This window comes from Candidatus Thiothrix putei (assembly GCA_029972225.1).
Taxonomy (GTDB): domain Bacteria; phylum Pseudomonadota; class Gammaproteobacteria; order Thiotrichales; family Thiotrichaceae; genus Thiothrix; species Thiothrix putei.
This window is the reverse complement of the sequence record CP124756.1, coordinates 522,447-545,046: the sequence shown is the minus strand read 5'-3', so window position 1 is coordinate 545,046 and position 22,600 is coordinate 522,447. Positions and strand designations below refer to the sequence as shown.

At 50.1% G+C, this 22,600-nt stretch carries 26 protein-coding genes and 2 pseudogenes; 12 read left to right on the top strand and 16 right to left on the bottom strand.

The window, feature by feature from the left end:
- Positions 1-28 precede the first annotated feature (28 nt).
- Complete coding sequence (locus QJT81_02850) at positions 29-730, bottom strand: hypothetical protein (GenBank protein ID WGZ94941.1); 702 nt, start codon at positions 728-730, stop codon at positions 29-31.
- A 213-nt stretch (positions 731-943) separates the two neighbouring features.
- On the opposite strand from QJT81_02850, the gene QJT81_02845 reads away from it, so the two are divergent.
- The 4 genes from QJT81_02845 to QJT81_02830 are packed head-to-tail and all read left to right on the top strand — an operon-like array spanning position 944 to position 3,341.
- Entirely contained in the window at positions 944-1,726 is a 783-nt protein-coding gene (locus QJT81_02845) for an ATP-binding protein (GenBank protein ID WGZ94940.1), read from the top strand.
- Complete coding sequence (locus tag QJT81_02840; protein ID WGZ94939.1) at positions 1,727-2,332, top strand: ankyrin repeat domain-containing protein; 606 nt, start codon at positions 1,727-1,729, stop codon at positions 2,330-2,332. It abuts the gene before it with no gap.
- Between the two features lie 23 nt (positions 2,333-2,355).
- Positions 2,356-2,697 carry a hypothetical protein gene (locus tag QJT81_02835; GenBank protein ID WGZ94938.1) on the top strand — a complete coding sequence of 114 codons (342 nt, stop codon included), beginning with the start codon at positions 2,356-2,358 and terminating at the stop codon, positions 2,695-2,697.
- Between the two features lie 35 nt (positions 2,698-2,732).
- Positions 2,733-3,341, top strand: a complete 609-nt coding sequence (locus QJT81_02830; protein ID WGZ94937.1) for a hypothetical protein — start codon at positions 2,733-2,735, stop codon at positions 3,339-3,341.
- A 7-nt stretch (positions 3,342-3,348) separates the two neighbouring features.
- Here the strand turns inward: QJT81_02830 and xerC are convergent, their stop codons facing one another.
- From xerC to dapF, 3 genes are read right to left on the bottom strand one after another with little or no spacing between them, the layout of a single operon-like run.
- The gene (xerC, locus tag QJT81_02825) at positions 3,349-4,266 is read right to left on the bottom strand and encodes a tyrosine recombinase XerC (GenBank protein ID WGZ94936.1); all 918 of its coding nucleotides are present in this window, start codon (positions 4,264-4,266) and stop codon (positions 3,349-3,351) included.
- A gap of 1 nt (position 4,267) precedes the next feature.
- Complete coding sequence (locus QJT81_02820; GenBank protein ID WGZ94935.1) at positions 4,268-4,987, bottom strand: DUF484 family protein; 720 nt, start codon at positions 4,985-4,987, stop codon at positions 4,268-4,270.
- Positions 4,984-5,823: a diaminopimelate epimerase gene (dapF, locus tag QJT81_02815; protein WGZ94934.1), complete on the bottom strand. Its 840-nt coding sequence runs from the start codon at positions 5,821-5,823 to the stop codon at positions 4,984-4,986. The genes QJT81_02820 and dapF overlap by 4 nt, the downstream gene beginning before the upstream one ends.
- Before the next feature lie 126 nt (positions 5,824-5,949).
- Here dapF and QJT81_02810 point away from each other — a divergent pair, with 126 nt between their 5' ends.
- Together QJT81_02810 and bioF are read left to right on the top strand one after the other, a co-directional pair.
- Positions 5,950-6,180: a sulfurtransferase TusA family protein gene (locus QJT81_02810; GenBank protein WGZ94933.1), complete on the top strand. Its 231-nt coding sequence runs from the start codon at positions 5,950-5,952 to the stop codon at positions 6,178-6,180.
- Between the two features lie 54 nt (positions 6,181-6,234).
- Entirely contained in the window at positions 6,235-7,413 is a 1,179-nt protein-coding gene (bioF, locus tag QJT81_02805; protein WGZ94932.1) for an 8-amino-7-oxononanoate synthase, read from the top strand.
- Here the strand turns inward: bioF and truD are convergent.
- The 4 genes and pseudogenes from truD to QJT81_02785 all read right to left on the bottom strand — a co-directional run bounded on the left by truD (position 7,385) and on the right by QJT81_02785 (position 10,590).
- Positions 7,385-8,437 carry a tRNA pseudouridine(13) synthase TruD gene (truD, locus tag QJT81_02800; protein ID WGZ94931.1) on the bottom strand — a complete coding sequence of 351 codons (1,053 nt, stop codon included), beginning with the start codon at positions 8,435-8,437 and terminating at the stop codon, positions 7,385-7,387. The two genes, bioF and truD, sit on opposite strands and share 29 nt — an antisense overlap.
- A 7-nt stretch (positions 8,438-8,444) precedes the next feature.
- Positions 8,445-9,122, bottom strand: a complete 678-nt coding sequence (locus tag QJT81_02795; protein WGZ94930.1) for a prenyltransferase — start codon at positions 9,120-9,122, stop codon at positions 8,445-8,447.
- A 46-nt stretch (positions 9,123-9,168) separates the two neighbouring features.
- A pseudogene (locus QJT81_02790) lies at positions 9,169-10,217 on the bottom strand (IS630 family transposase).
- 22 nt (positions 10,218-10,239) lie between these two features.
- Positions 10,240-10,590: a hypothetical protein gene (locus QJT81_02785; GenBank protein WGZ94929.1), complete on the bottom strand. Its 351-nt coding sequence runs from the start codon at positions 10,588-10,590 to the stop codon at positions 10,240-10,242.
- Positions 10,591-10,706: 116 nt separating this feature from the next.
- On the opposite strand from QJT81_02785, the gene QJT81_02780 reads away from it, so the two are divergent.
- The 4 genes from QJT81_02780 (at position 10,707) to ubiD (ending at position 15,884) form a co-directional block, all read left to right on the top strand.
- Entirely contained in the window at positions 10,707-11,546 is an 840-nt protein-coding gene (locus QJT81_02780) for a TdeIII family type II restriction endonuclease (GenBank protein ID WGZ94928.1), read from the top strand.
- Complete coding sequence (gene dcm, locus QJT81_02775; GenBank protein WGZ94927.1) at positions 11,543-13,051, top strand: DNA (cytosine-5-)-methyltransferase; 1,509 nt, start codon at positions 11,543-11,545, stop codon at positions 13,049-13,051. The genes QJT81_02780 and dcm (QJT81_02775) overlap by 4 nt, the downstream gene beginning before the upstream one ends.
- Positions 13,051-14,328, top strand: a complete 1,278-nt coding sequence (dcm, locus tag QJT81_02770; GenBank protein ID WGZ94926.1) for a DNA (cytosine-5-)-methyltransferase — start codon at positions 13,051-13,053, stop codon at positions 14,326-14,328. The genes dcm (QJT81_02775) and dcm (QJT81_02770) overlap by 1 nt, the downstream gene beginning before the upstream one ends.
- Before the next feature lie 92 nt (positions 14,329-14,420).
- The gene (gene ubiD / locus QJT81_02765; GenBank protein WGZ94925.1) at positions 14,421-15,884 is read left to right on the top strand and encodes a 4-hydroxy-3-polyprenylbenzoate decarboxylase; all 1,464 of its coding nucleotides are present in this window, start codon (positions 14,421-14,423) and stop codon (positions 15,882-15,884) included.
- Positions 15,885-15,996: 112 nt separating this feature from the next.
- On the opposite strand, the gene QJT81_02760 is transcribed toward ubiD, so the two are convergent.
- The 6 genes and pseudogenes from QJT81_02760 to QJT81_02735 form a co-directional block, all read right to left on the bottom strand.
- Entirely contained in the window at positions 15,997-16,404 is a 408-nt protein-coding gene (locus tag QJT81_02760) for a type II toxin-antitoxin system VapC family toxin (protein WGZ94924.1), read from the bottom strand.
- A gap of 11 nt (positions 16,405-16,415) precedes the next feature.
- Positions 16,416-17,464 (bottom strand): annotated as a pseudogene (locus QJT81_02755) (IS630 family transposase).
- 65 nt (positions 17,465-17,529) lie between these two features.
- A complete protein-coding gene (vapB, locus tag QJT81_02750) occupies positions 17,530-17,775 on the bottom strand; it encodes a type II toxin-antitoxin system VapB family antitoxin (protein WGZ94923.1) in 246 nt (81 codons plus the stop codon).
- 98 nt (positions 17,776-17,873) lie between these two features.
- Positions 17,874-18,425: a hypothetical protein gene (locus QJT81_02745; protein ID WGZ94922.1), complete on the bottom strand. Its 552-nt coding sequence runs from the start codon at positions 18,423-18,425 to the stop codon at positions 17,874-17,876.
- A gap of 3 nt (positions 18,426-18,428) precedes the next feature.
- Positions 18,429-19,601, bottom strand: a complete 1,173-nt coding sequence (locus QJT81_02740) for an ATP-binding protein (protein ID WGZ94921.1) — start codon at positions 19,599-19,601, stop codon at positions 18,429-18,431.
- Positions 19,602-19,768: 167 nt separating this feature from the next.
- Positions 19,769-20,173 carry a hypothetical protein gene (locus QJT81_02735; protein ID WGZ94920.1) on the bottom strand — a complete coding sequence of 135 codons (405 nt, stop codon included), beginning with the start codon at positions 20,171-20,173 and terminating at the stop codon, positions 19,769-19,771.
- A 208-nt stretch (positions 20,174-20,381) separates the two neighbouring features.
- On the opposite strand from QJT81_02735, the gene QJT81_02730 reads away from it, so the two are divergent.
- Positions 20,382-20,624 (top strand): antitoxin, encoded by a 243-nt coding sequence (locus QJT81_02730; protein ID WGZ94919.1) that lies wholly within the window; start codon positions 20,382-20,384, stop codon positions 20,622-20,624.
- An 8-nt stretch (positions 20,625-20,632) separates the two neighbouring features.
- Positions 20,633-21,025: a type II toxin-antitoxin system VapC family toxin gene (locus QJT81_02725; GenBank protein ID WGZ94918.1), complete on the top strand. Its 393-nt coding sequence runs from the start codon at positions 20,633-20,635 to the stop codon at positions 21,023-21,025.
- Positions 21,026-21,042: 17 nt separating this feature from the next.
- On the opposite strand, the gene QJT81_02720 is transcribed toward QJT81_02725, so the two are convergent.
- Entirely contained in the window at positions 21,043-22,191 is a 1,149-nt protein-coding gene (locus tag QJT81_02720) for a hypothetical protein (GenBank protein WGZ94917.1), read from the bottom strand.
- Positions 22,188-22,505 (bottom strand): hypothetical protein, encoded by a 318-nt coding sequence (locus QJT81_02715; GenBank protein WGZ94916.1) that lies wholly within the window; start codon positions 22,503-22,505, stop codon positions 22,188-22,190. Before QJT81_02715 ends, QJT81_02720 begins: the two co-directional genes overlap by 4 nt.
- Between the last annotated feature and the right edge of the window lie 95 nt (positions 22,506-22,600).

The window sequence follows — 22,600 nt, the reverse complement described above, 5'->3', positions numbered from 1 at the left end:
CAGCGGGAAAATACCCATAATCAAGGTGTTAAAACAGCAGTTCAGTAAGGCTGCTGCCTAACATCATGCTTGGTTTTGGGGGAATGTCACGACTGTTGAGATCACTGACAGTAGCTAATTGCTGGTTCACGCGGGTAAGCTGTTCGCGCATGGCTTGAAAGTTTTGCTGCGCGGCGACTTGTGCCGTGATTGCTTGTTCGTTTGCATCCACTTTGGCGTAATAGTTAGCGCCTTTGCCCGGCCCTAAACCGGAACGTCCGCCGCTCTTGGCCTCTTCATCCACCAAGCGCTGGGTTTCCGCTACTTTGGCATCGGCATCGCGTAAAAATTGTTGCTCAACGGCGAGTACATCACTCAGGCTGGTGGTCAGGGTGGCTTTCAAACCGGTATCCACCGTTTGGGCTGTGTTATACCCCGGCAAACTGCTGTTATAAATGTAGGTATACGCGCTCAGGCTGGATAACAGCAACGCGGCAGCATACACCACGATCAGCGATAACTTGCCGATACCGTGCACATAAGGCAGGGCTAACAGTGCGATAGCAATCGCAAACTGTACAGCGGCGGCAAACAAAATGGCGTATAAATGCTCTTCGAGATACAAATATGCCCCAGAGTAGGTAAAAATCCCGTTAGCTGCGGTCAAAAAGACAATGACCAGACCAATCACAAAGCTGAGAGCTTTGAGCTTAAAGCTGTGTTCCGGCGGATGTTGAGTGTATTGTTTCATACAGCAAACCTTCCTCGCGTCTTGCGGTGCGCTCGTAATATTAGTGTTTTCTAATGTTAAAGGTTGCTTGTTTACCACACTCTGCGGTAAATAGATACCTCTTGTATAAAAGATAAAGGCGTAGCACCCACCCACAAAGCAGCAGAAAATTCTTGCAGAAACGACTAAACTTGTGGGGCAATCCATGCAGGCACATTATCGAAGGGAGTTATAATGGCTTTTGGCAAACTGACGATTGACTGGCGCAGCACACTAGCGGCGGTATGGCGTTCTAACCGGCATTTCCTTAAACCCATCAGGAATGTTGACTTGGTAAACCCCGACACCTTACAGGGTATTGACGCTCAAAAAGATGCCCTATTCCGCAATACCGAACATTTTTTACGGGGTAAACCTTCCAGCCATGCTTTGCTATGGGGTGCGCGAGGTGTTGGCAAATCATCCCTGATCAAAGCCGTGCTGACGCGCTACCATACCTATGGCCTGCGCATGATTCAGATATCCAAAGATGATCTAAGCGTATTGGTGGATATTACCGATGAAATTGTCGATTCCCACCACCGTTTCATCATTTACTGCGATGACCTAACCTTCGATGAAAGCCAAGGAGAGTACCGCATGTTAAAAAGCACGATGGAAGGTACGCTGGAAAAGCCACCGGAAAACGTACTGATTTACGCCACGTCTAACCGTCGTCACATGATTCCGGAGCAAATGGCTGATAACTTAGCAAGCAGTATGTTAAACGGCGAAATTCATCCCAGCGAGGCGATTGAGGACAAGCTCTCTCTGGCGGATCGCTTTGGTCTCTCGCTACCTTTCCACCCAATGAACAAGGACACTTATCTGGAGATAGTGGACAAACTGTTTAAAGGCCGTGTACAAGATGCAGAATTGCTGCACCAAGAAGCGCTGACCTTTGCCATTGAACGCGGCGGTCAAAGTGGGCGCACGGCTCGGCACTTCTTCAACCATTGCCAAACGGGTTTGAATTAGATGAAACACCACTTCCAGACAAGCGTATCTATCCGACTCATCGCTATTGCTTTACTGCTTGGCCTTAACGGTTGCGCGACCACCTCAGAAACTGAAAGCCCCCCCAGCACGGGTATTATTGCAGCGGCAACACCGTCTACAGAAGCGACACCCGTAGCAACATCTGAGACAATCGCAACAAATGATACAGCCTCTGCTAGTACTGCTGAACCTGTGGTGATTGAGGCAGGTGAGTTGAACAAACAACTTTGGGATGCGGCACAAGCCGGTAATGCCACTAGCGTTAGCAGCTTATTGCAACAAGGCGCTGACCCCAGCACAGCGACTGCATCCGGTGAAACCGCTTTACATGCAGCCGTCGCGGCTGGCTCCTTACCCGCAGTCATGCACTTGGTCAGCAAAGGTGCTGCGATTAACGCCACCACTGCCAGCGGTTGGACGCCATTGCACCATGCTGCACGCTTTGGGCGTGCCGATATTGCCAATTACCTCCTTAAACAAGGTGCTGACTCCAAAGCCCTGACTACTGGTACTCCCGCCAAAACTCCGGTACAAATGGCACTGGATCAAGGCGATCTACGTACTGCACGTATATTAGGTTACTGATTAAACACAATTGAGGACATCCCATGAAATGGACAACCCTATTCCTAACGCTTACCATGCTGCTCGGCCTCGGCGCTTGCACCCAAGAAACTCAAAATAAAATTGGACGTGAAATCAACAACTGGACAGGTGTCAGTGGCATTTTGGAAGTGTATGCCGGTGACAAATTAGTAAGGCGCTTCATGAAAATTGACAAACTAACTACTGCTGCTGGCACTGGCAGTAATGCCGACCGCCCTTACCGTTTTGGCTACGGCATTCTCGATGCAAACCTGAATGGCGTCGCTGATCCAGGTGAGAAGAAAGTCTACTTTGAATTCAGTGACTACTCGACCTCTTATGTGTTCTTTGAGAACCCGGCCTAAAGCACAGGCTGACGGCTATTCAAGGAGGGCAAAACATGCGACGTAAACAGTTAAGCACAAGTCTGTTGCTGTTGTCATTGTTGCTAACCGGGTGTGGGCAGGATAATTCCACCCCGCAACAACCGCCCCAACAGCAACAAACAACTGCACCTCCCTCAGGACAGGTGCTTGACACCTATCCCATCACTGACACCGGCGCTGGCACGATTCAGCTCGGAATGCTCTCCACTGACATTCAGGCTGCTATGCCGGGTGTAACGGTCACACTTGAGCAAGATGGCGAAGGCATTGAGTGGATGACGCTCAACATGAATGGCGAAAACCTCATGAATATCATGCTGGACAGAAGCACCCACACGGCAAATTTAATTCGTATACTCAGCCCGCGCTTTGTCACTGCGCAAGGCGTTAAGGTTGGTGAAAATCTGCAAAGCGTAGGGGAGAAACTCGGAGGTTTGAAAGAAATTCAATGGACTGAAATCGAGTCACGCGAATTTGCCACGTTTACCCATGCGCCTGCCACCATGGTGTTTCAAGTGATTGGCAATAACGGTACCGCAGGTGTCTACCCTAACGGCGAAACCATCACCACCATCGCCGCCTCTTCCGCCACCATCCACTCCATCTGGCTAATGGAAGATTAACCGTTCCCTATTTTTTCTTGGCACGCGGGTGTGCTTTGTCATACACCGTGGCGAGATGCTGAAAATCCAGATGGGTATAAATCTGCGTCGTGCTAATGTCAGCATGACCCAACATTTCTTGTACAGCGCGTAAATCCCCCGATGACTCCAACACATGACTCGCAAAGGAATGGCGCAATTTGTGCGGGTGTACATGTTGCTCCAAACCTTGCTGTAAACGCCAATGATTCAAACGAAATTGCACACTGCGCGGATGCAAGCGTGTACCGCGCTTGCTAACAAACAACGCAGGCTCACCCGGTGCTGCCAACGCACCACGCTGTTGCAGCCACGCACGCAGCGCGGCTAATGCCATGCGCCCGACGGGTACATAACGTTCTTTATTGCCTTTACCGATTACGCACACTTGTTGCTGACGTTGATCGACATCATGAACATTTAATCCCACCAATTCCGCCAGCCGCAAACCAGAGGAATACAGCAACTCCATCACCGCACGATCACGTACCGCCAGAATATCATCCGACTCAATGGCTAACAGACGCTCCAAGGTATCCACATCCAGGGTATCAGGCAGTTTGCGGGCATGTTTGGGTGATTGCACATCCACCACCGGATTATGCTCGATCAGGTTTTCCCGCACTAAGAAACGGTAAAAACGGCGAATGGAAGACAACTTGCGCTGCAAACTTTTGCCCGACAAACCTTTACGGTGTAGGTGGCTAATCCACTGGCGTACTTGCCATGTTTGGGTAGTGAGCGGTGAAGGTGGTTCAGCAGCACCTGCCTGCTGCTCTAGCCATGCGATGAAATCGTGTAAATCGTGTTCGTAACTGCTGACCGTGCGCGGTGAATAACGTTTTTCACTAAACAAATGGTGGTGATAACGGGCAAGAATCGCATCCACAACCTCATTTAACGCCACCTTAAGACCCCATCTCGACAGTGTGCAAAGGCGGTTCTAAATAACGTGCTAACGCCCGTGCCACCAGACCACCGAGTTGTCCAATGAATAACGTACCCATGCCGGGATAAAAACGTGCTTCGTTTTCACTGCCCAGTGCCAATACACCGATTTCACGCGCCTCGTATAACGGAATCAACACGGCAGATTTGATGGATGCACCCTCCTCCCCAAACAAAAACATTTGCTGACGCGGGCGCAAGCGTCCACACACCGGCTGACGCTTGCGGAATAACGTCGACAGTTGTTTGAGAGACTTATCATCCGGGTCAATGAAATGTAAGCCATCCCGTGCGCGTCCGTGCCCGATCAGGCGTAACACCACATTGTCCGCTTTAAAATCGCCACGCAGCATGTTGTTGCACGTTCCCACCACATCGTCGAGACTGTCACACGTCATCAACTCCAGCGCTAGGTGATGTAAGCGGGCAATCACATGCTCACTGTCTCGCGCCGCTTTCAGCATCTCGCTTTGACGCTCCTGCAACTCGCGATACTGATCACGCTGGCGTTGCACCAAACGCTCCAGCAAGGAAACCGCACCACCCGTATGCGGATGAGGGATACTCAAACCATCCAACACCTCTTCGTGTTCACGAAAAAAGTCGGGATGCTGGCGTAACCACGCTGCCACCTGCGCTGCGCTGATGCCCTGTTCATGCTGTCCGTCTGCTGTGTTCATAACGTAAGTGTTCCCCTAAATACCGTTACTGCCGGGCCGGTCATCCATACCGGCTGTCCATCGCCTTGCCACTGAATCTGCAACTCACCGCCGGGTAAGTGAACATTAACCTGCTCATCCAACAGCCCTTGCAAGCGCCCTGCCACCATAGCCGCACAAGCGCCCGTGCCACAGGCCAGCGTTTCACCGCAACCGCGCTCGAAAACTCGCAAGCGAATCTGATCGCGTGCCACCACTTGCATAAAACCGACATTTACCCGCTTAGGAAAAGCAGCGTGGCGTTCCAACAACATCCCCAGCGACGCCACAGGGGCTGTGTCAATGTCAGCAACTTGCAACACCGCATGAGGGTTTCCCATCGACACCGCTGCCAACGCGACATTTGTGCCATCCACTTCTAGCGTATAAAGCGTTTGGCGCTGGGCAGAAATAAATGGTATTTGTGCAGGCTCTAACACCGGCACACCCATATTCACCGTTACCAACCCATTGGTTTGAATTTGCAACACAATGCGCCCGCTGGCGGTCATGACGGGTATCGTGGTATTACGTGTCAAACCTTGATCATACACGAAACGCGCAAAACATCGCGCCCCATTGCCACATTGCTCCACCTCACCACCATCGGCATTGAAAATACGGTAGCGGAACTCGGCCTCATCACCGGCATACGCCTCCACCAATAATAATTGATCACACCCCACCCCGAAATGGCGGTCAGCGATTTGCCGAATGTGCGCAGTGCTCAAGCTCACCTTTTGGTTAATGCCATCCAGCACCACAAAATCATTGCCCAAACCCTGCATTTTAGTGAAATGAAGCTCGCCACCAGCCATGCCAAATATCCCGTTACCCAAAGGTCTTAGTATACAAACATATAGCGATACAGCAATTTTGATGATATGTTACGTGCCTCAAGTTTTGGATCGCATCACATTAATCGCAAGATCAGGAGAGGAACTATGTCTGATTTTAAACAAGAACTGGACGCTCGCGGCTTAAATTGCCCACTGCCCATTCTGCGCACTAAAAAAGCCATTAACGGCTTGGCTTCTGGCGAAATCCTGAAGGTCATCGCTACTGACCCAGGTTCCGTGAAAGATATGGAAGCTTTCTGCAAGCAAACTGGCAATGAAATGATCAGCAGCAGCGAATCTGGCGGCGACTACACATTCATGATTAAGAAAGCGTAATGGCCTGTGGGGGCGAAAGCGGTTTCGCCCCTACTACGTTAGTAACCCATTCTAATGTCTGCTGATCCCAAATTTACCAAAATCCGTTCAGAACTTGATCTACGCCGCTCCCGGCATCTTTACCGCAGTACACGCATCAGCGATTCCCCTCAACACCCTCACATGCACATCGACGGCAAACCGTTATTGGCGTTTTGCAGCAATGATTACCTTGGTCTTGCCAATCACCCCGCTGTCATTCAGGCGTTTCAGCAAGCCGCCAATATTTACGGTGTTGGCAGTGGTGCGGCTCACTTAGTTAATGGGCATTCACGCCCCCATCAACAACTTGAAGAAGCATTAGCAGCCTTTACAGGACGGGAACGGGCATTATTGTTTTCCACCGGGTATATGGCAAATCTAGGTGTAGTCAATGCACTGCTGAGCGGGCGCAATGACGTGGTGTATGCCGACCGTTTGAACCATGCTTCGTTGGTCGATGCGGGCTTGCTATCCGGTGCGAAACTGATCCGTTACCCGCACAACGACACCACCAGCCTCGGCAAACGTTTACTCGCACAAGCCGATAACGCCAACACCCAACTGATCCTCACCGATGGCGTATTCAGCATGGATGGTGATGTTGCCCCCCTTGCAAAACTGGCAGTCATGGCTCGGCATCATGATGCTTGGCTGATGGTGGATGATGCCCACGGTTTTGGCGTATTAGGCAATACTGGTTCAGGCTTGGTGGAAGCGGCAGGGTTAACCCAAGACGACGTACCCATTCTCATGGGAACATTGGGCAAAGCACTAGGCACAGCGGGTGCTTTCGTCGCAGGTAGCAATGGCCTGATCGAATACCTGATTCAAACCGCCCGCACGTTTATTTACACCACCGCGCAGCCGCCTGCTATCGCTGCCGCGACACTGGTCAGCCTGCAATTGGTGCAAACCGAAAGCTGGCGGCGCGAACACTTGCAGGCATTGATTCAACAATTTCGCCAGGGTGCCGCGCAACTGGGTTTGCCGCTGATGGCATCGGATACTGCCATCCAACCGATTCTGGTCGGCAGCAGCGAGCAAGCGTTGGCAATCAGCCGTCAGTTGGAAGAGCGCGGGCTATTGGTTACAGCCATCCGCCCGCCTACCGTACCCGACGACACGGCACGCTTGCGGGTGACTTTATCGGCAGCGCATACCGCCACCGATGTCGAGCAACTGCTTACTGCACTGGCACAGATTTGGACGTAAACGTACCCAACTGCTCCAAAAACACCGTGGCATAAGACCCCGGCGGCAAGGTAAACGCCAAGCGCAAGGTGGTTTCACCCAGCACCTCAAACCCGACCTCACCGACTTGAATGCGTAAGGCGCGGCGTTCTTGCTTCAACCCCTGCTTTTCCAGCCCTGCGCAGAAAATCGGAAAACGCGCCGTTTGTTCTGCTTCTAGCGCACGCGCCGCGTCGCGGGTATCCAACTCGCCCCTGCCCCACAATGCGCCCGTCGGGTGGATTGCCAGCGCCGCTAAACGTGGCTCAAGCGTCGCATCCGTCACATCATCCGCAAACCACGCATTGCCGCCTTCAAACATGAACACATCGCCCGCCACGCGCTGATGCCACGTCCCCGCTTTCACCCGTTCCGCCAGAATGTGGTTGAACATCCACGAACGCGCCGCCGACAGATACAAGCTACGCTGGGTACGCTGCTTGGGCGCAACACCGTCCGCAAACCAGCGTTCGGCTTTGCGCAAATTGCCGAAGTTATGCCCGAAACGCTGTTCGCCGTAGTAATTGGGAATACCCTGCTGAGTAATTTGCTGGCACAGGCTTTGCGCGACGGCAAAATCCCCCGTGCAATTCCGCAAGGTCAGGCTGAAACGGTTGCCGCTCAACGCGCCCCGCCGCAGTTTTTTGTCATGGCGTTGTTGCGCGAGGATTTCGATTTCCGGCGGTAACGCGGCAAAATCGGGGTCATCCTTCCCCGGCAATTGCAGGCTAAACCATTGCGTCGTCACCGCGTGGCGGTCTTTTAGCCCTGCGTAACTCACGTCTTTGCCGGAAATGCCCGCGCAACGCGCCAGTTGGTTGCCGACCCAATCGGTATTCGCGAGGGTTTTGCGCACTTGCAGCCACAGGTGTTCGCCTGTGCCGGACAGCTCAAAATCCATCAGCTCATCCACGATAAAGTCTTCGGGTAAGACACGAAAATGCCCGCTTAACGGCGCGGCGTAGGCGGCGGGAAAGCCGCTGGTATCAAAGGTAGTTGGGTTCATCCGCGAACTATACCAGCCATAACGCCAAGGACAACAGCACGCCGTGCAATACCGCGCTGCCAATCGTCATTTTAATCGCCGGTTCGAGTTTGTGCGGGGCGTGCGCGTGTTCCACCAATTGCAAACCGGCACGCAACGCAATCCCCAACGGCAAAGCACTCAGTAAGGCCATCGGTGGCAATACATCCAGCATTACCCACAACACCAGCAACAATGTTGCCAGCAATACCGCCGCCACATAAACCTTCGCCGCCGCATCTGCCCCAAAACGTACCACCCAATGATGCTTACCGCTGGCAGCATCCGCTTCGCGGTCAGGGAACTGGTTAATCAGCAAAATATTCATGATTAACAACGACAAGGGCAAACTGATCACAATCGGATACCACGCCAACGCGCCCGTTTGCACAAACCACGCGCCTAACGGGGTTAACACGCCAAAACTCACCGCAATGGTGGGTTCGCCCCAACCGCGACCATTCAAATTCAACGGCGGTGCGGAATAACCCCAACCAATTACTAAACCTGCCACACCAATCCACAGTAAATCCATCCCGCTTTGCCATGCCAATCCCACCCCGATCAGCATTGCCACCGCCAGCAACCACGCGCCGAACACCAAGGTTTCGCCCGCGCTCAATACGCCGTTCTGGATAAAGCGGCTACCGCCGGTAAACGGAAACAAGCGTTGGGTATTGCGCCGATCTGTACCGTTTTGCTCGTCGTATACCTTACAGCGTCAAGACCTGAACATTTTTAAAGGTTTGAAAATTTGTTGTCATCAACTGGGTCAGTTCTTTCTTGTGATCGGTATCCAGCTTGTCGAGACAGTTGGTGATGGCCGCCTTGAAAGCGGGAAACTTATCATAGTATTTCGAGTACAAGCATTTTTTCTTGACGAACTTCCACAACCGTTCAATCAGATTGAGGTTGGGTGAATAGGTCGGTAAAAATAATAGTTCAATATTGAGCCTTTTCGCACAGGCAAACACGGCTTCACAGCGTTGATACTTGGCATTATCCAAGACCAAAGTGATCGGTATTTTGAGTGCTAACGCTGCAATTTTTTCCAATAATTCACACACGCTGTTAGCGTTGATATAGGAGTCGTTAGTGATCGTGATGAGTTGTAGCGTTATCGCATTGAGTGCGCCCAATACGTTGTAGCGTTGTCGACCACAGGGGGCTTTGATGAATACGCGGGAAAATGACCACAAAAACCCCAGAAACGGTGCTAACACGAAGTGGGCGGCATCGACAAAAAAAGGGCGCGTTTGCCCTCCTTAGCCTCCTGAATGCGCGGTTTTAGTTCATTTTCCAGGAACTTTTCTTGTGCTTCCACATCAGCTTTGGCGGGTATCATCCCCACTTTATGGATGTCCATCCCTATTTTCTTCATAAAGACACGTACCCTGTCCTCACTGCGTTTGATGCCTGTCAGCTCCTCAATCTTAGCGGCTGCCGCCTTGCTGGTTGCGGGGGGATATTCACGAAAATAGGCTTCAATCTTGTCTTTATATGCCATCAAATCACTCTGTGGTTTATTGAATCGTATTTCTTTAAGAGCTTCTAAACCGTTAGGTTGTAGGTAGGCGTTTAGGTAGGCAAGCAGCGTGGCTTCTGTAATCCTTTCCAATCGTTTGATTTCCTTATGCGTCAACTGTTGGGATTTCAGGTACAGCACGGACATTTTCTTACGGACTCTGGGATGAGGATGGCGCTCCTTCCAGTAGAACAGCTCCGCTATCTCATCCTCAGTGAAAGTGATTTTTAATGTCATACATTACTCATGGCTGCTTTTGTTACCAGTCATCTAACCATATTTCCTTGATCAAAAAAACTATTTTATGGCACGGACTGGTATAGTAATCGTTCAGCACATTCATGCCCGCGTGTACCAACATCACCGCCAGCACTGTCCACGCCAGTAACCAGCCGTGCAAGGCATAGCCTTGCGCCCAGGCTGCTGCCGCGCCCACCACCGCCGGTACAACACTTGCCGCCAGAAAAGCGGGGCGGGTTGCCAGCCAATAACGTAACAACGGCTGCTGCCGCAAACTCAGATCGGGTTCTTGTGCCATCGTGTCGCCTATCGCGCTGCAAAAAACCGGATTATACGCACGCCCATAGCCGCCCGGCGCGGATTTCCGCATGATATTACTTATATGGCTTAAGGAACGTGCGCATACTAACACTACATCTACTACATCGAAAAAATAGCCTATAATGATAACCATGTATAAGGTTAGTTAAGGTATTTTAGAAACAAATGGATAATAAAGCCAAGGTTGCCACCGCCATCCAAGGGGCTGTCAGCACAATGATGGATCGCGTCATGCACAAAGTGCTGGTTGAAGACCCATTCATTAAAGAAACGCACCATTCTCTTAAGCCTTTGTATGCTGCACTTGTGCCAGATGAGATTTTTAAAGGCTCACATTTTGAACGCCGATTCGTTACCCCCTTTGGCGGTGTATGGGAGAAACTTGCCCAAGTGGTTGCCAAGGAAGCACATGGGGAGTGTTTGCTGGGACATTCCATCACCGGCAATGTGAGTGAAGAAAGTCTGCGGCGTATTCAGGAAACACTGAACCGACTAGAACATGCACCTAAAGGGAAAAACAGGGTATTACCCAACTGGCAGGAGGAGCTGACTTATATCAAAGCGGGAAAGGGCAACCTCATCCCAGTATCCGTCGTCTGTGATGTCTACGTGCATAATCCAGCAACAGGCAAACGCTATGCGTTTGAATTGAAAGGCCCATTGCCTAACAGCGACCAGACCAAGGTCAGCAAGGAAAAGATGTTCAAACTGCTGGCAATGGCTGGCTCACCCATTGATGGGGCTTACTACGCACTACCCTATAACCCTTACGGTTCGCGCAAGGAAGACTACCAGTGGTCATTTCCAAAGCGTTGGTTCGACATGTGCAATGACCCTTGTGTGCTGATTGGTAATGAATTCTGGGATTTCATCGGCGGTGAGGGGGCTTATGCAAACTTTATCCATGAAGTGAACCAGTTGGGGAAAGCCTACCGCGAACGGATTTATCGGGAATTCCTTTGCATTGAACCACCAGCAGACAGTGAGGAGTATCAGTTGAAATGAATACGTCCACTTTCACATTCATTGACCTGTTTGCCGGAATCGGGGGCTTTCGTTTGGCATTGAACCGCTTGGGTGGGGAATGTCTCCATTTCAGCGAAATCCACAACGATGCTATCAACACCTATTGCACCCATTTCAAGGAAGAATCCAGCTTGAATCTTGGTGATATTACCAAGGTTAAAAGCTTGCCGCCCCACGACATCCTCACAGCAGGAGTGCCTTGCCAGAGTTGGTCAATTGCAGGTAAGAACTTAGGATTTGATGATGACCGGGGGCAGTTGTGGAATGACACGCTTTACCTGCTCAACCAGTCGCGCCCCAACGCTTTCATTTTCGAGAATGTCAAAGGACTGGCAGATCCCCGTAACCAAGGCGCGTTGTCTTATATCCTCGCCCGCATCCGTCAAGCCGGGTATTTCGCCAAGCATTTTGTCTTGAATTCCTCCGATTACGGTGTGCCACAGGATCGGGTCAGGGTTTATATCATTGGTTTCCTGCATGAGGCTCATTTGCAGCAATTTCGCTTGCCTGCCCCACAAAAAATTACCATGAAACTCGCTGATGTGCTGCAAAGTGATGTGGGCAAGTCTTCAACACCGGACATCGACACGCTTACCGACCTATTCGGCAATCCAGTAGCGGACAAACGCCGTTACCGCAAACTCAACGGCATGAATGACTTTTTCCTGTTCAATGACATTCGTAATGGTCCGACCACTATCCACTCGTGGGATTTGTTTCCGACAACGGATAGGCAAAAACAGATTTGCTTGTTGATGTTGCGTAACCGCCGCAAACGCACTTACGGCAAACTGGACGGCAACCCCTTGTCCCTTGCCCATTTGCAGGGTTTAGACAGTTCCATTCAGCAGGAAGAGTTGGAAGCCTTGGTGACAATGGGCATCCTGAAAACAGTCGATTATGCCTATACCGTGAAACCGGGCAATCATCTGGTATTAAGCCACGAGGAGCGGCTGGTGTTGCGGCATGTGGAAGCCGGGGAGATCACGCTGGATTCCCTAAAAGAATGCCGTGAATTGAAAAAGTCCAAGGTTGCACTGGATAAAACCATCCCTGCCTTGGTTGCTAAAGCGGTGCTAGCGTGCAGCGAAGTACGTTACGAATTTCGTTACACCAAAATCAGCACCGGTATTGAAGGTATCAACCGCATTTTCTTGCCGCGCTCAGAGGCATTCCCCACGCTGGTAGCGAGTGATACCAATGATTTTGTGGCATTACAAGACATTGAGGCGGATACCGAAGCAGGTTACAAACAAGCCTTTTTGCAGGAAATTTTTCATCCCCAACGTTTCAGGAAAATCTCACGTTCAGAAGCCTGTTTAATTCAAGGCTTCCCACCCGATTTCCCGTTGCCCGAATCCCGTAGCCGTTGGATGAAACTGGTGGGTAATAGTGTTTCCGTGCCGGTCATTCAGATGTTGGGGCAGGCAATCATGGATACAGGTTGTTTGGGGGATGTTGCTTCCTGCAAGGTGGCAGCTTGATGAATAACCTGTACTCTGTCGCTCAAGTTGCTGACATGCTGGGGGTTTCCAAAGAAACCCTGCGCCGTTGGGATAACAGCGGAAAACTACCCTCCATCCGCCACCCTGTGAACAACTACCGCTTTTATAGCAAGGAACAACTGCGGCAATTTGAGGAGTTGAGCTTTATTTTTGATGACAGCAATCGCCCCAGTATTACTCCCGATCACCGTTACCCATCCATTGAACTGTTTGCTGGGGCTGGTGGTTTAGCAATAGGGCTGGAAAAAGCGGGTTTGGAAACCGTGCTGCTGAATGAGATCAATAAGGATGCTTGCGCCACCCTCAAAGCTAATCGTCCTCTCTGGAATGTACAATGCGGTGACATCAGCATGTTGGATTTCAGCCCTTACCGTGATCAGGTTGACGTAGTGACGGGTGGTTTCCCCTGTCAGGCATTCAGTTACATTGGCAAGAAAATGGGCTTTGAAGATGCCCGTGGCACACTATTTTTCGAGTTTGCCCGCGCCATCAAAGAAACCAACCCCAAGCTATTCATGGCGGAAAATGTGCGGGGCTTACTCAACCATGATGATGGTAAAACGCTGGAAAATATCCGTTCCGTTATCAGTGAACTGGGCTACACGCTGCTTGAACCGCACGTAATGAAAGCCATTTTCTACCGTGTCCCGCAAAAACGTGAACGCTTGTTGCTGGTTGGTATCCGCAATGATCTTGCCGGATTGGTAAAATTCCACTGGCCCCGCCCTTACCAAAAAATCTACACGCTAAAAGATGCTTTGAAGGCGGGTGAACTGTTTCCTTGCAATGTTCCCACCTCCGCAGGGCAAGGCTACCCTGCCAAAAAAGCCGCAGTGATGGCACAAGTTCCCCCCGGTGGTTATTGGCGTGATTTGCCGGAAGACGTGCAAAAAGCTTATATGATGCAAAGTTATTACCTCGGTGGCGGCAAAACCGGGATGGCGCGACGGATGCACTGGGATGAACCTTGCCTAACCCTCACCTGCGCCCCTGCCCAAAAACAGACGGAACGTTGCCACCCCGAAGAAACCCGCCCGTTTACGGTGCGCGAATATGCCCGCATCCAAACCTTCCCGGATGATTGGCAATTCAAGGGGGCATTGACTTCGCAATACAAGCAGATTGGCAATGCTGTGCCCAGCAATATGGCGTATGAACTGGGTTTGTCACTCGTGGATTTCCTGAATCGGCTATGTGGCGAGCATGGCGTGCAGCCTGCGGGGATGCCCGTACAACAAACCCTCAAGTTTGGCTGATACTGTTTTCACACATAAAAACGCGCTGCAAAAAACCGGATTATACGCACGCCCATAGCCGCTCGGCGCGGATTTCCGTTATTATCCTTGCCATGAAATACCATGACCTACGCGACTTTATCCAACAACTGGAAAAAATGGGTGAACTCAAACGCATTAGCGTGGAAGTTGACCCGTATCTGGAAATGACCGAAATCGCCGACCGCGTATTGCGTGCTGGCGGCTCTGCCTTGCTGTTTGAAAACCCCAAAGGGCATAACACCCCAGTACTCGCCAACTTGTTCGGCACACCGCGCCGCGTGGCATTGGGGATGGGTGAGGAGTCCACCGATGCCTTGCGTGAAGTGGGTAAATTGCTGGCATTGCTCAAGCAGCCTGATCCGCCGAAAGGCTTTAAGGATGCACTGAATGCGCTGCCGATTTTCCGTAAAGTGTTGGATATGGCACCGAAAGTGGTCAGCAAAGCCGCGTGTCAGCAAGTCGTGGTGGAAGGCGATAAGGTGGATTTGAGCAAACTGCCGATTCAGCATTGCTGGCCGGGGGATGCTGCACCGCTGATTACGTGGGGCTTGGTGATTACCAAAGGTCCGAATCAGAAACGCCAGAATCTGGGGATTTACCGCCAGCAAGTGTTGAGCAAAAACCGCGTGATTATGCGCTGGCTATCGCATCGCGGCGGCGCGTTGGATTTTCGCGAGTTTCAGCAGGCCAATCCGGGTAAGCCGTTTCCCGTAGCGGTGGCGATTGGCACTGACCCGGCGACAATTTTAGGCGCGGTCACACCCGTGCCAGATACCTTGTCGGAATATGCGTTTGCGGGGTTGTTGCGCGGTTCCCGGACGGAGTTGGTGCAGGCCATTGGGGTGGATTTGCAAGTGCCTGCGTCGGCGGAATTTGTGTTGGAGGGGCATATTTACCCTGACGACATGGCTCCCGAAGGGCCTTATGGCGACCATACCGGCTATTACAACGAGATTGATAGCTTTCCGGTGTTTACCATCGAGCGCATTACCCACCGCAAAGACCCGATTTACCACAGCACATACACCGGGCGACCGCCGGATGAACCGGCGATTTTGGGCTTGGCGTTGAATGAAGTGTTCGTGCCGATTTTGCAGAAGCAGTTTCCTGAAATTGTGGATTTTTACCTGCCGCCGGAAGGCTGTTCGTATCGCATGGCGGTGGTGAGCATTAAGAAGCAATACCCCGGTCACGCCAAGCGGGTGATGATGGGGGTTTGGTCGTTCCTGCGCCAGTTCATGTACACCAAGTTCATTATCGTGGTGGATGATGATGTGAATACGCGCAAGTGGGAGGATGTGATCTGGGCGATGACGACGCGGATGGATCCGGCGCGGGATACCACGTTGATTGAGCATACGCCGATTGATTATCTGGATTTCGCCTCGCCCGTATCGGGGCTGGGGTCGAAGATGGGGATGGATGCGACCAATAAATGGCCGGGGGAAACCACGCGGGAATGGGGTACGCCGATTGTGATGGATGCGGCGGTGAAATCCCGCGTGGATGGGATGTGGAAAAGTTTGGGCTTATGATTTAGTTTTTTGAACATACAGGTAAGCGCTCTATTTCTGTCCCGTCAGCTCCAGCAATTCAGCAGTTGCATCAGCGCATCTAGTGGTACGTTGCGCAGTTGGGTTAGTTATCTTAAACCCAATTCTCCAGCCGCAAATCCGGTACTTTATCGAAATGCCGCGTGTTGTTCGTCACCATAATGGCTTGCAGGCTCAAAGCGTGGGCGGCAATCAAAGTGTCATTCGTGCCAAGTGGCGTACCCGCGTTAAACAACAAGGTTTGCAGGTCTGAAAACTGTTCCGCTGCCGCTGCATCCCACGGTTGGATGTGATGCAGACGTTCTTGCAATGCCTCTATCAGGTGCAGGTGCTTGTCAGGATTGCCAGAGCGTTTTGCCTCTAATAGCAATTCGGCGTAGGTGATGGCGGAAATGCAAATCTCATTGCCTGCCTGTACTTGTGTTTCCAACATTGCCAACACATTGGGTGGCTTTTTGCGCATGATGTAGCTGCTGATGTCCGTATCGAGCAGGTAAAGCATCAGAATATACCTTACAGCGTCAAGACCTGAACATTTTTAAAGGTTTGAAAATTTGTTGTCATCAACTGGGTCAGTTCTTTCTTGTGATCGGTATCCAGCTTGTCGAGACAGTTGGTGATGGCCGCCTTGAAAGCGGGAAACTTATCATAGTATTTCGAGTACAAGCATTTTTTCTTGACGAACTTCCACAACCGTTCAATCAGATTGAGGTTGGGTGAATAGGTCGGTAAAAATAATAGTTCAATATTGAGCCTTTTCGCACAGGCAAACACGGCTTCACAGCGTTGATACTTGGCATTATCCAAGACCAAAGTGATCGGTATTTTGAGTGCTAACGCTGCAATTTTTTCCAATAATTCACACACGCTGTTAGCGTTGATATAGGAGTCGTTAGTGATCGTGATGAGTTGTAGCGTTATCGCATTGAGTGCGCCCAATACGTTGTAGCGTTGTCGACCACAGGGGGCTTTGATGAATACGCGGGAAAATGACCACAAAAACCCCAGAAACGGTGCTAACACGAAGTGGGCGGCATCGACAAAAAAAGGGCGCGTTTGCCCTCCTTAGCCTCCTGAATGCGCGGTTTTAGTTCATTTTCCAGGAACTTTTCTTGTGCTTCCACATCAGCTTTGGCGGGTATCATCCCCACTTTATGGATGTCCATCCCTATTTTCTTCATAAAGACACGTACCCTGTCCTCACTGCGTTTGATGCCTGTCAGCTCCTCAATCTTAGCGGCTGCCGCCTTGCTGGTTGCGGGGGGATATTCACGAAAATAGGCTTCAATCTTGTCTTTATATGCCATCAAATCACTCTGTGGTTTATTGAATCGTATTTCTTTAAGAGCTTCTAAACCGTTAGGTTGTAGGTAGGCGTTTAGGTAGGCAAGCAGCGTGGCTTCTGTAATCCTTTCCAATCGTTTGATTTCCTTATGCGTCAACTGTTGGGATTTCAGGTACAGCACGGACATTTTCTTACGGACTCTGGGATGAGGATGGCGCTCCTTCCAGTAGAACAGCTCCGCTATCTCATCCTCAGTGAAAGTGATTTTTAATGTCATACATTACTCATGGCTGCTTTTGTTACCAGTCATCTAACCATATTTCCTTGATCAAAAAAACTATTTTATGGCACGGACTGGTATACCACCCGTCCAAGGTCAAACACATCAGGGCGTTCTGCCATGAAATCATCGTCGGCACTGGGAATGTCGGCAAATGACGCCCAGCTTTTGCGCTTGGGCGTGATGATGAGCGCATCGCCTTCGCGCCGAATCAGCACTTCATCAATGCCTTCAAATTGGAAAATGCGCGGGATGCGGACGGCTTGGCCTTGTCCGTTTTTGAAGAGTCTGGCGGCTATGGCAGTCATGGCGATACCCTCTTGTTTGGAAACGTGAGGTTAGCATATGCCTTGTATGTGTGGGGGTTCAAGCGCGGTTGAATGCCATAAAAATGAGAAAATAACAGTCAACAGGCAATTTTCTTGAACTGTATACACTTTGCCCAACTGATTTTTAATGGATAATCGGGATTGCTATGTCGTTCCCCCTGTGGCGCGGTTTGCTCGATTTCTGTTTTTTGTTTTGTTCCCCCAGTGTGTCTGACAGAGATAAAACGCTTCTGATATTGTGCAAGGAAATCACGCTCCTGAAAAAACTCACGTCCGATAATTTGGCAATATTCAAATGCGCATAATGCACCTTTTAATTGATTTACAATGTCTACAGCAGGAGCGTTGCTACGTTTCATTTCAATGAAGAGTACTTTTTTCTCTTGTTCAGAGATGATCACGTAATCAGCGCGTTTGCATTCGCCTGATTTACCTTGAAATAACCCCTGATTATTGAATGCTCTGTCTAAATCAATAACCAGTGCATCAGCGGGAATTTTGTGAATTTCAATAAAGGAGTCAGGGGACTGGTTTTCAATCAATATGACTTTTTTGCTTTCATAGTGATTCTCTAAAGAAATCAAAATGCTAGGTTGTAGCATACGTTGTAACACAGATGTATCAGACATAACTTATCCCCAAACAATTTCATCTTGCAGACGGTTCATGTCTTCAATGGTGTCATTGAAAGAGGTTAGCTCAATACCACTGTCACTGGTGATTTTGGCAGGGATGAGTGTGTAACTTATTTTGTCTGTCACCCGCTCATCAACAGTCGTCATGTAAACGTTTAATTGTTCTGGCTTTAGCAACTCAGTCGGCTGATAACCTTCTCGCTGGGCTAATGCCTGTAAACGTTCATCAGATTTATTGAGTAATAGCAGGGTGTTAAACTCTTTAATAATATAATCACTGTGCGTTGTAATAAATACACGAATACCGTGATTGACTAACATAGCAAATAAACGGGCTATTTTACGTTGGTTTTCTGGATGGAGATTTAGTTCTGGTTCATCTACCATCAACAAATCACCTTTCTGGGCAAGGTGACGTAAATAAAAACCGATTTCGACTAAAGAACGTACAGTACTAGAACTTTCTGCTAATGAAAGATTTAATTCGGGTTGATTGCTAGGGCTATAGCTTATCCCTCCTGCTGTATTGATTGCATACTCTCCACCTGCAATATCGTCAAAAGCTTGCAATACTTCAGGATGTTCTTGCGTAAATATACTCTGTTTGTTGACAATATTTGGCAAGTCACGAATAAAATCAATGTTGTGTTTTACGGGGAGGGGGTATTCAGCCGTAAAGTGTCCTAATAACTGCTGAGGATTAACATTCGTTTCCTTGAGGATGTCGATCAAACGACTTCTCGTAAAATCTACTTCACGTTGGAACAGTGCTGCACCGGTGCGTTCTGCACTCGCAATAAAGACTTTGGGTAGTGTCTTAACATTTTTTGATTTAACAGTAGGTGTTTCATAAATATCATCATCCAAATAGAAAGTGCTGTTTTTAAATTTATTTTTTCCGCCCACAAATATCTTTGAAATCCAATTGCTGCTATATTCCATACAGGCAACATGTAATAAGCGGCGAGCGTATGTTTCTAATGGATGCATGTCAAAGCCAGGGATGGGCGATACCTCTGGCCATCCACTATGCCAGTAATCTAGAAATCCATAAGTAGCGTAAGTAATGTAAGTCTTTCCTGTATTATTACGCCCGCAGATGACTGTTAAATCACCTACGGTGAAATTTGCCTCTTGGATTAGTCCCAAGTTTTTCAGCGTAATGTCCATGTGCTACCTATCTTAACCTCTACTCGATAGCGATGACTGTAGCACATTTGACTATTGTTATTCAGCGCACTCTATCGACTGCGCTGCTTGGGCTTGCCAGCGCAAATTCGCAACGTCCGCCCGCACGCTCAATAATCGCGCTTTGTTCCGCGCTGGAAAGATAGCGTTTAGACATAAGGTGCTGGTGTCTGAATCCCTAACTGTTGCATTAGCGTATCCAGTGGTACGTTGCGCAGTTGGGCAAGCTCAAATAAATGCTGCATCCGTTCGGCATCTGCCAGTTCGACAACATCCACCAAGGTTAGTAAGTGAGTATGTTCGGCTGGCGTAATATTCTCATCGCGCAATTTTTGGCTGAGATCCTGATAGTCTGCCAGCGTTTGCGCGGGCAACGGTGTGTTGATTTGTTGCAGCAATATTGCTTCCCGTTGCGGGATACTGGGTGCTTTGCGGCGTGCTAACAAGATACCGACTTGCGAAAAGAAACGTTCCAACTCTGGCGTGTCGAGCATTTCAACACCGCGCAACACCTGATCCAGTTCAATAGCTGAATTGACTTGCAATGTGGTCATGGCATGGGGTCATCCTACGGTTAAGAAGCTGATAGCGAGAACTTTAAAACAAGATGACAGGTGTTGTCGAATGCTGAAAGTCGTTGAACACTGCAACTCTATCCTATGTTTGGCAGTGGATGTTGGAGTTTGAGCGGTTGACGAGTTTACTACAGGACGACTTGTGTGTATATTTATGTATATACAATTATCGTAAAGGAGCTTCACCATGATGCAATCCGCACTCGCCAAAGTTTTCACCAGCGGCAACAGCCAAGCTATTCGCTTACCTAAACAGTTCCGGCTGGATGTCAAAGAGGTGTTTATCCGCTGGAGCGGCAATAACCTTGTGATCATGCCGCACCCTGATTCATGGGTTGGTTTTATGCAAGGTTGCACAGGGTTCAGTGATGATTTCAACATCAACGGTGACGCGCTTCCCGCCGATATTGAACGCCGAGGATTTGAATGATTCTGTACATGCTGGATACCAACGCCTGCATCGGTATCATCAACAACAAACCGACAGTATTACGGCAAAAACTGTTTCAGGTAGCGGTTGAACAGGTCGCCATTTCGCAGATAGTGTTGTATGAACTGGAATACGGCATCTGCCGTTCACAACACCAGCAACGTAACCGCGACAACCTCAATAGTTTCCTCAAATACATTCAAGTGCTGGATTGGGGTGAGGAGCAATCGCAAGAAGCGGCGTTGGTGCGCTGTGAATTAACGCAGTTGGGGCAACCGATTGGGCATTATGATACGTTGATTGCCGCTCATGCCCGTTCGTTGAAAACGACGTTGGTGACGCACAATGTCCGCGAGTTTGAGCGGGTGCAGGGATTGTTGTTGGAGGATTGGGAATTGTGATTTTATGCAAAGAAAAATCAATCGAGTCTGACCCGTTTGATTCTCAGTCGGCTCTCGTGCTTCTTATTGTCTGAACCGGGTAAGGAGCCGAAGATTTCGGCGGGGTGGAGGATGGTTTCACCGGAATCCAATACTTCGCGGTAACGCAGCCACCGCCATGCTTCTGCCGAGCCATACACAATCCGCCCGGTTTTCTCATCCAGCGTAGCAGCATTGCCGTCTGGCAAATGGTAACTGGTTTTCAGGCACTCGCCGCTCAAAACATCCCACAGTTTCACGGTATTGTCCCAAGAGCCGGAAGCCAGCAGCCCGCCATCCGGGCTGAACGCCACTGACGAGACAGGTTCCGTATGCTGGTCGAAGGTTTTCAGGCACTCGCCGCTCAAAACATCCCACAGTTTCACGGTATTGTCCCAAGAGCCGGAAGCCAGCAGCCCGCCATCCGGGCTGAACGCCACTGACGAGACAGATTCCGTATGCTGGTCGAAGGTTTTCAGGCACTCGCCGCTCAAAACATCCCACAGTTTCACGGTATTGTCCCAAGAGCCGGAAGCCAGCAGCCCGCCATCCGGGCTGAACGCCACTGACGAGACAGATTCCGTATGCTGGTCGAAGGTTTTCAGGCACTCGCCGCTCAACACATCCCACAGTTTCACGGTATAGTCATTCGAGCCGGAAGCCAGTTGCCCGCCATCCGGGCTGAACGTCACTGAATTTACCCAACCCGTATGCTGGTCGAAGGTTTTCAGGCACTCACCGCTCAAAACATCCCACAGTTTTACCGTATTGTCCTCCCAAGAGCCGGAGGCCAACTGCCCGCCATCCGGGCTGAACGTCACTGAAGTGACACCATACTGGCCGAAGGTTTGCAGGCACTCGCCGCTCAAAACGTCCCACAGTTTCACGGTATTGTCATCCGAACAAGCCATCTGCCCGCCATCCGGGCTGAACGTCACTGACGAGACCTCAGCCGCATACTGATCGAAGGTTTTCAGGCACTCGCCGCTCAAAACATCCCACAGTTTCACGGTCTTGTCAGACGAGCCGGAAGCAAGTTGCCCGCCATCCGGGCTGAAAGCGACACAGTTTACTGAGTCCCCAATCAAGCGTGCTGCTTCTGGCTCATTTTCGAGGATGGCAATCAAAACCGACGAATCAATCATCATGCGCTTGGCATCCCGTACTCGTCGTAACCCAGAATTTCATCGGGTGTGCGTCGATCAAGCAGAGGCAACGCGGCACAACGTTTAGCAATGGTTAACAAGCGTTCTTTGAGTGCGCTTTGAGAAGGTGCTTGCGCCGTTTCTGTTTTTTCAGGCATCAGCATGATGACTTTCACCTGCCGATTTTTGCTGATACGCTGGAGCAGATGTGCGGGGATTTCCAGCGTATTGCCTTTAATAAAGGATTCAAACTCTACTGCGTACATAATCGAGCGACTTGCAAAATCCGACAAACTGAGTTGCTCAATTTTCAGCATTGACCGAACGCCGCATATTCAGCCGATTTTTTACTCAATTTGACCAACGAAACCTGAGCTTTTTCAGTTTTACCGTAACTTTTGCTAAATTTCAC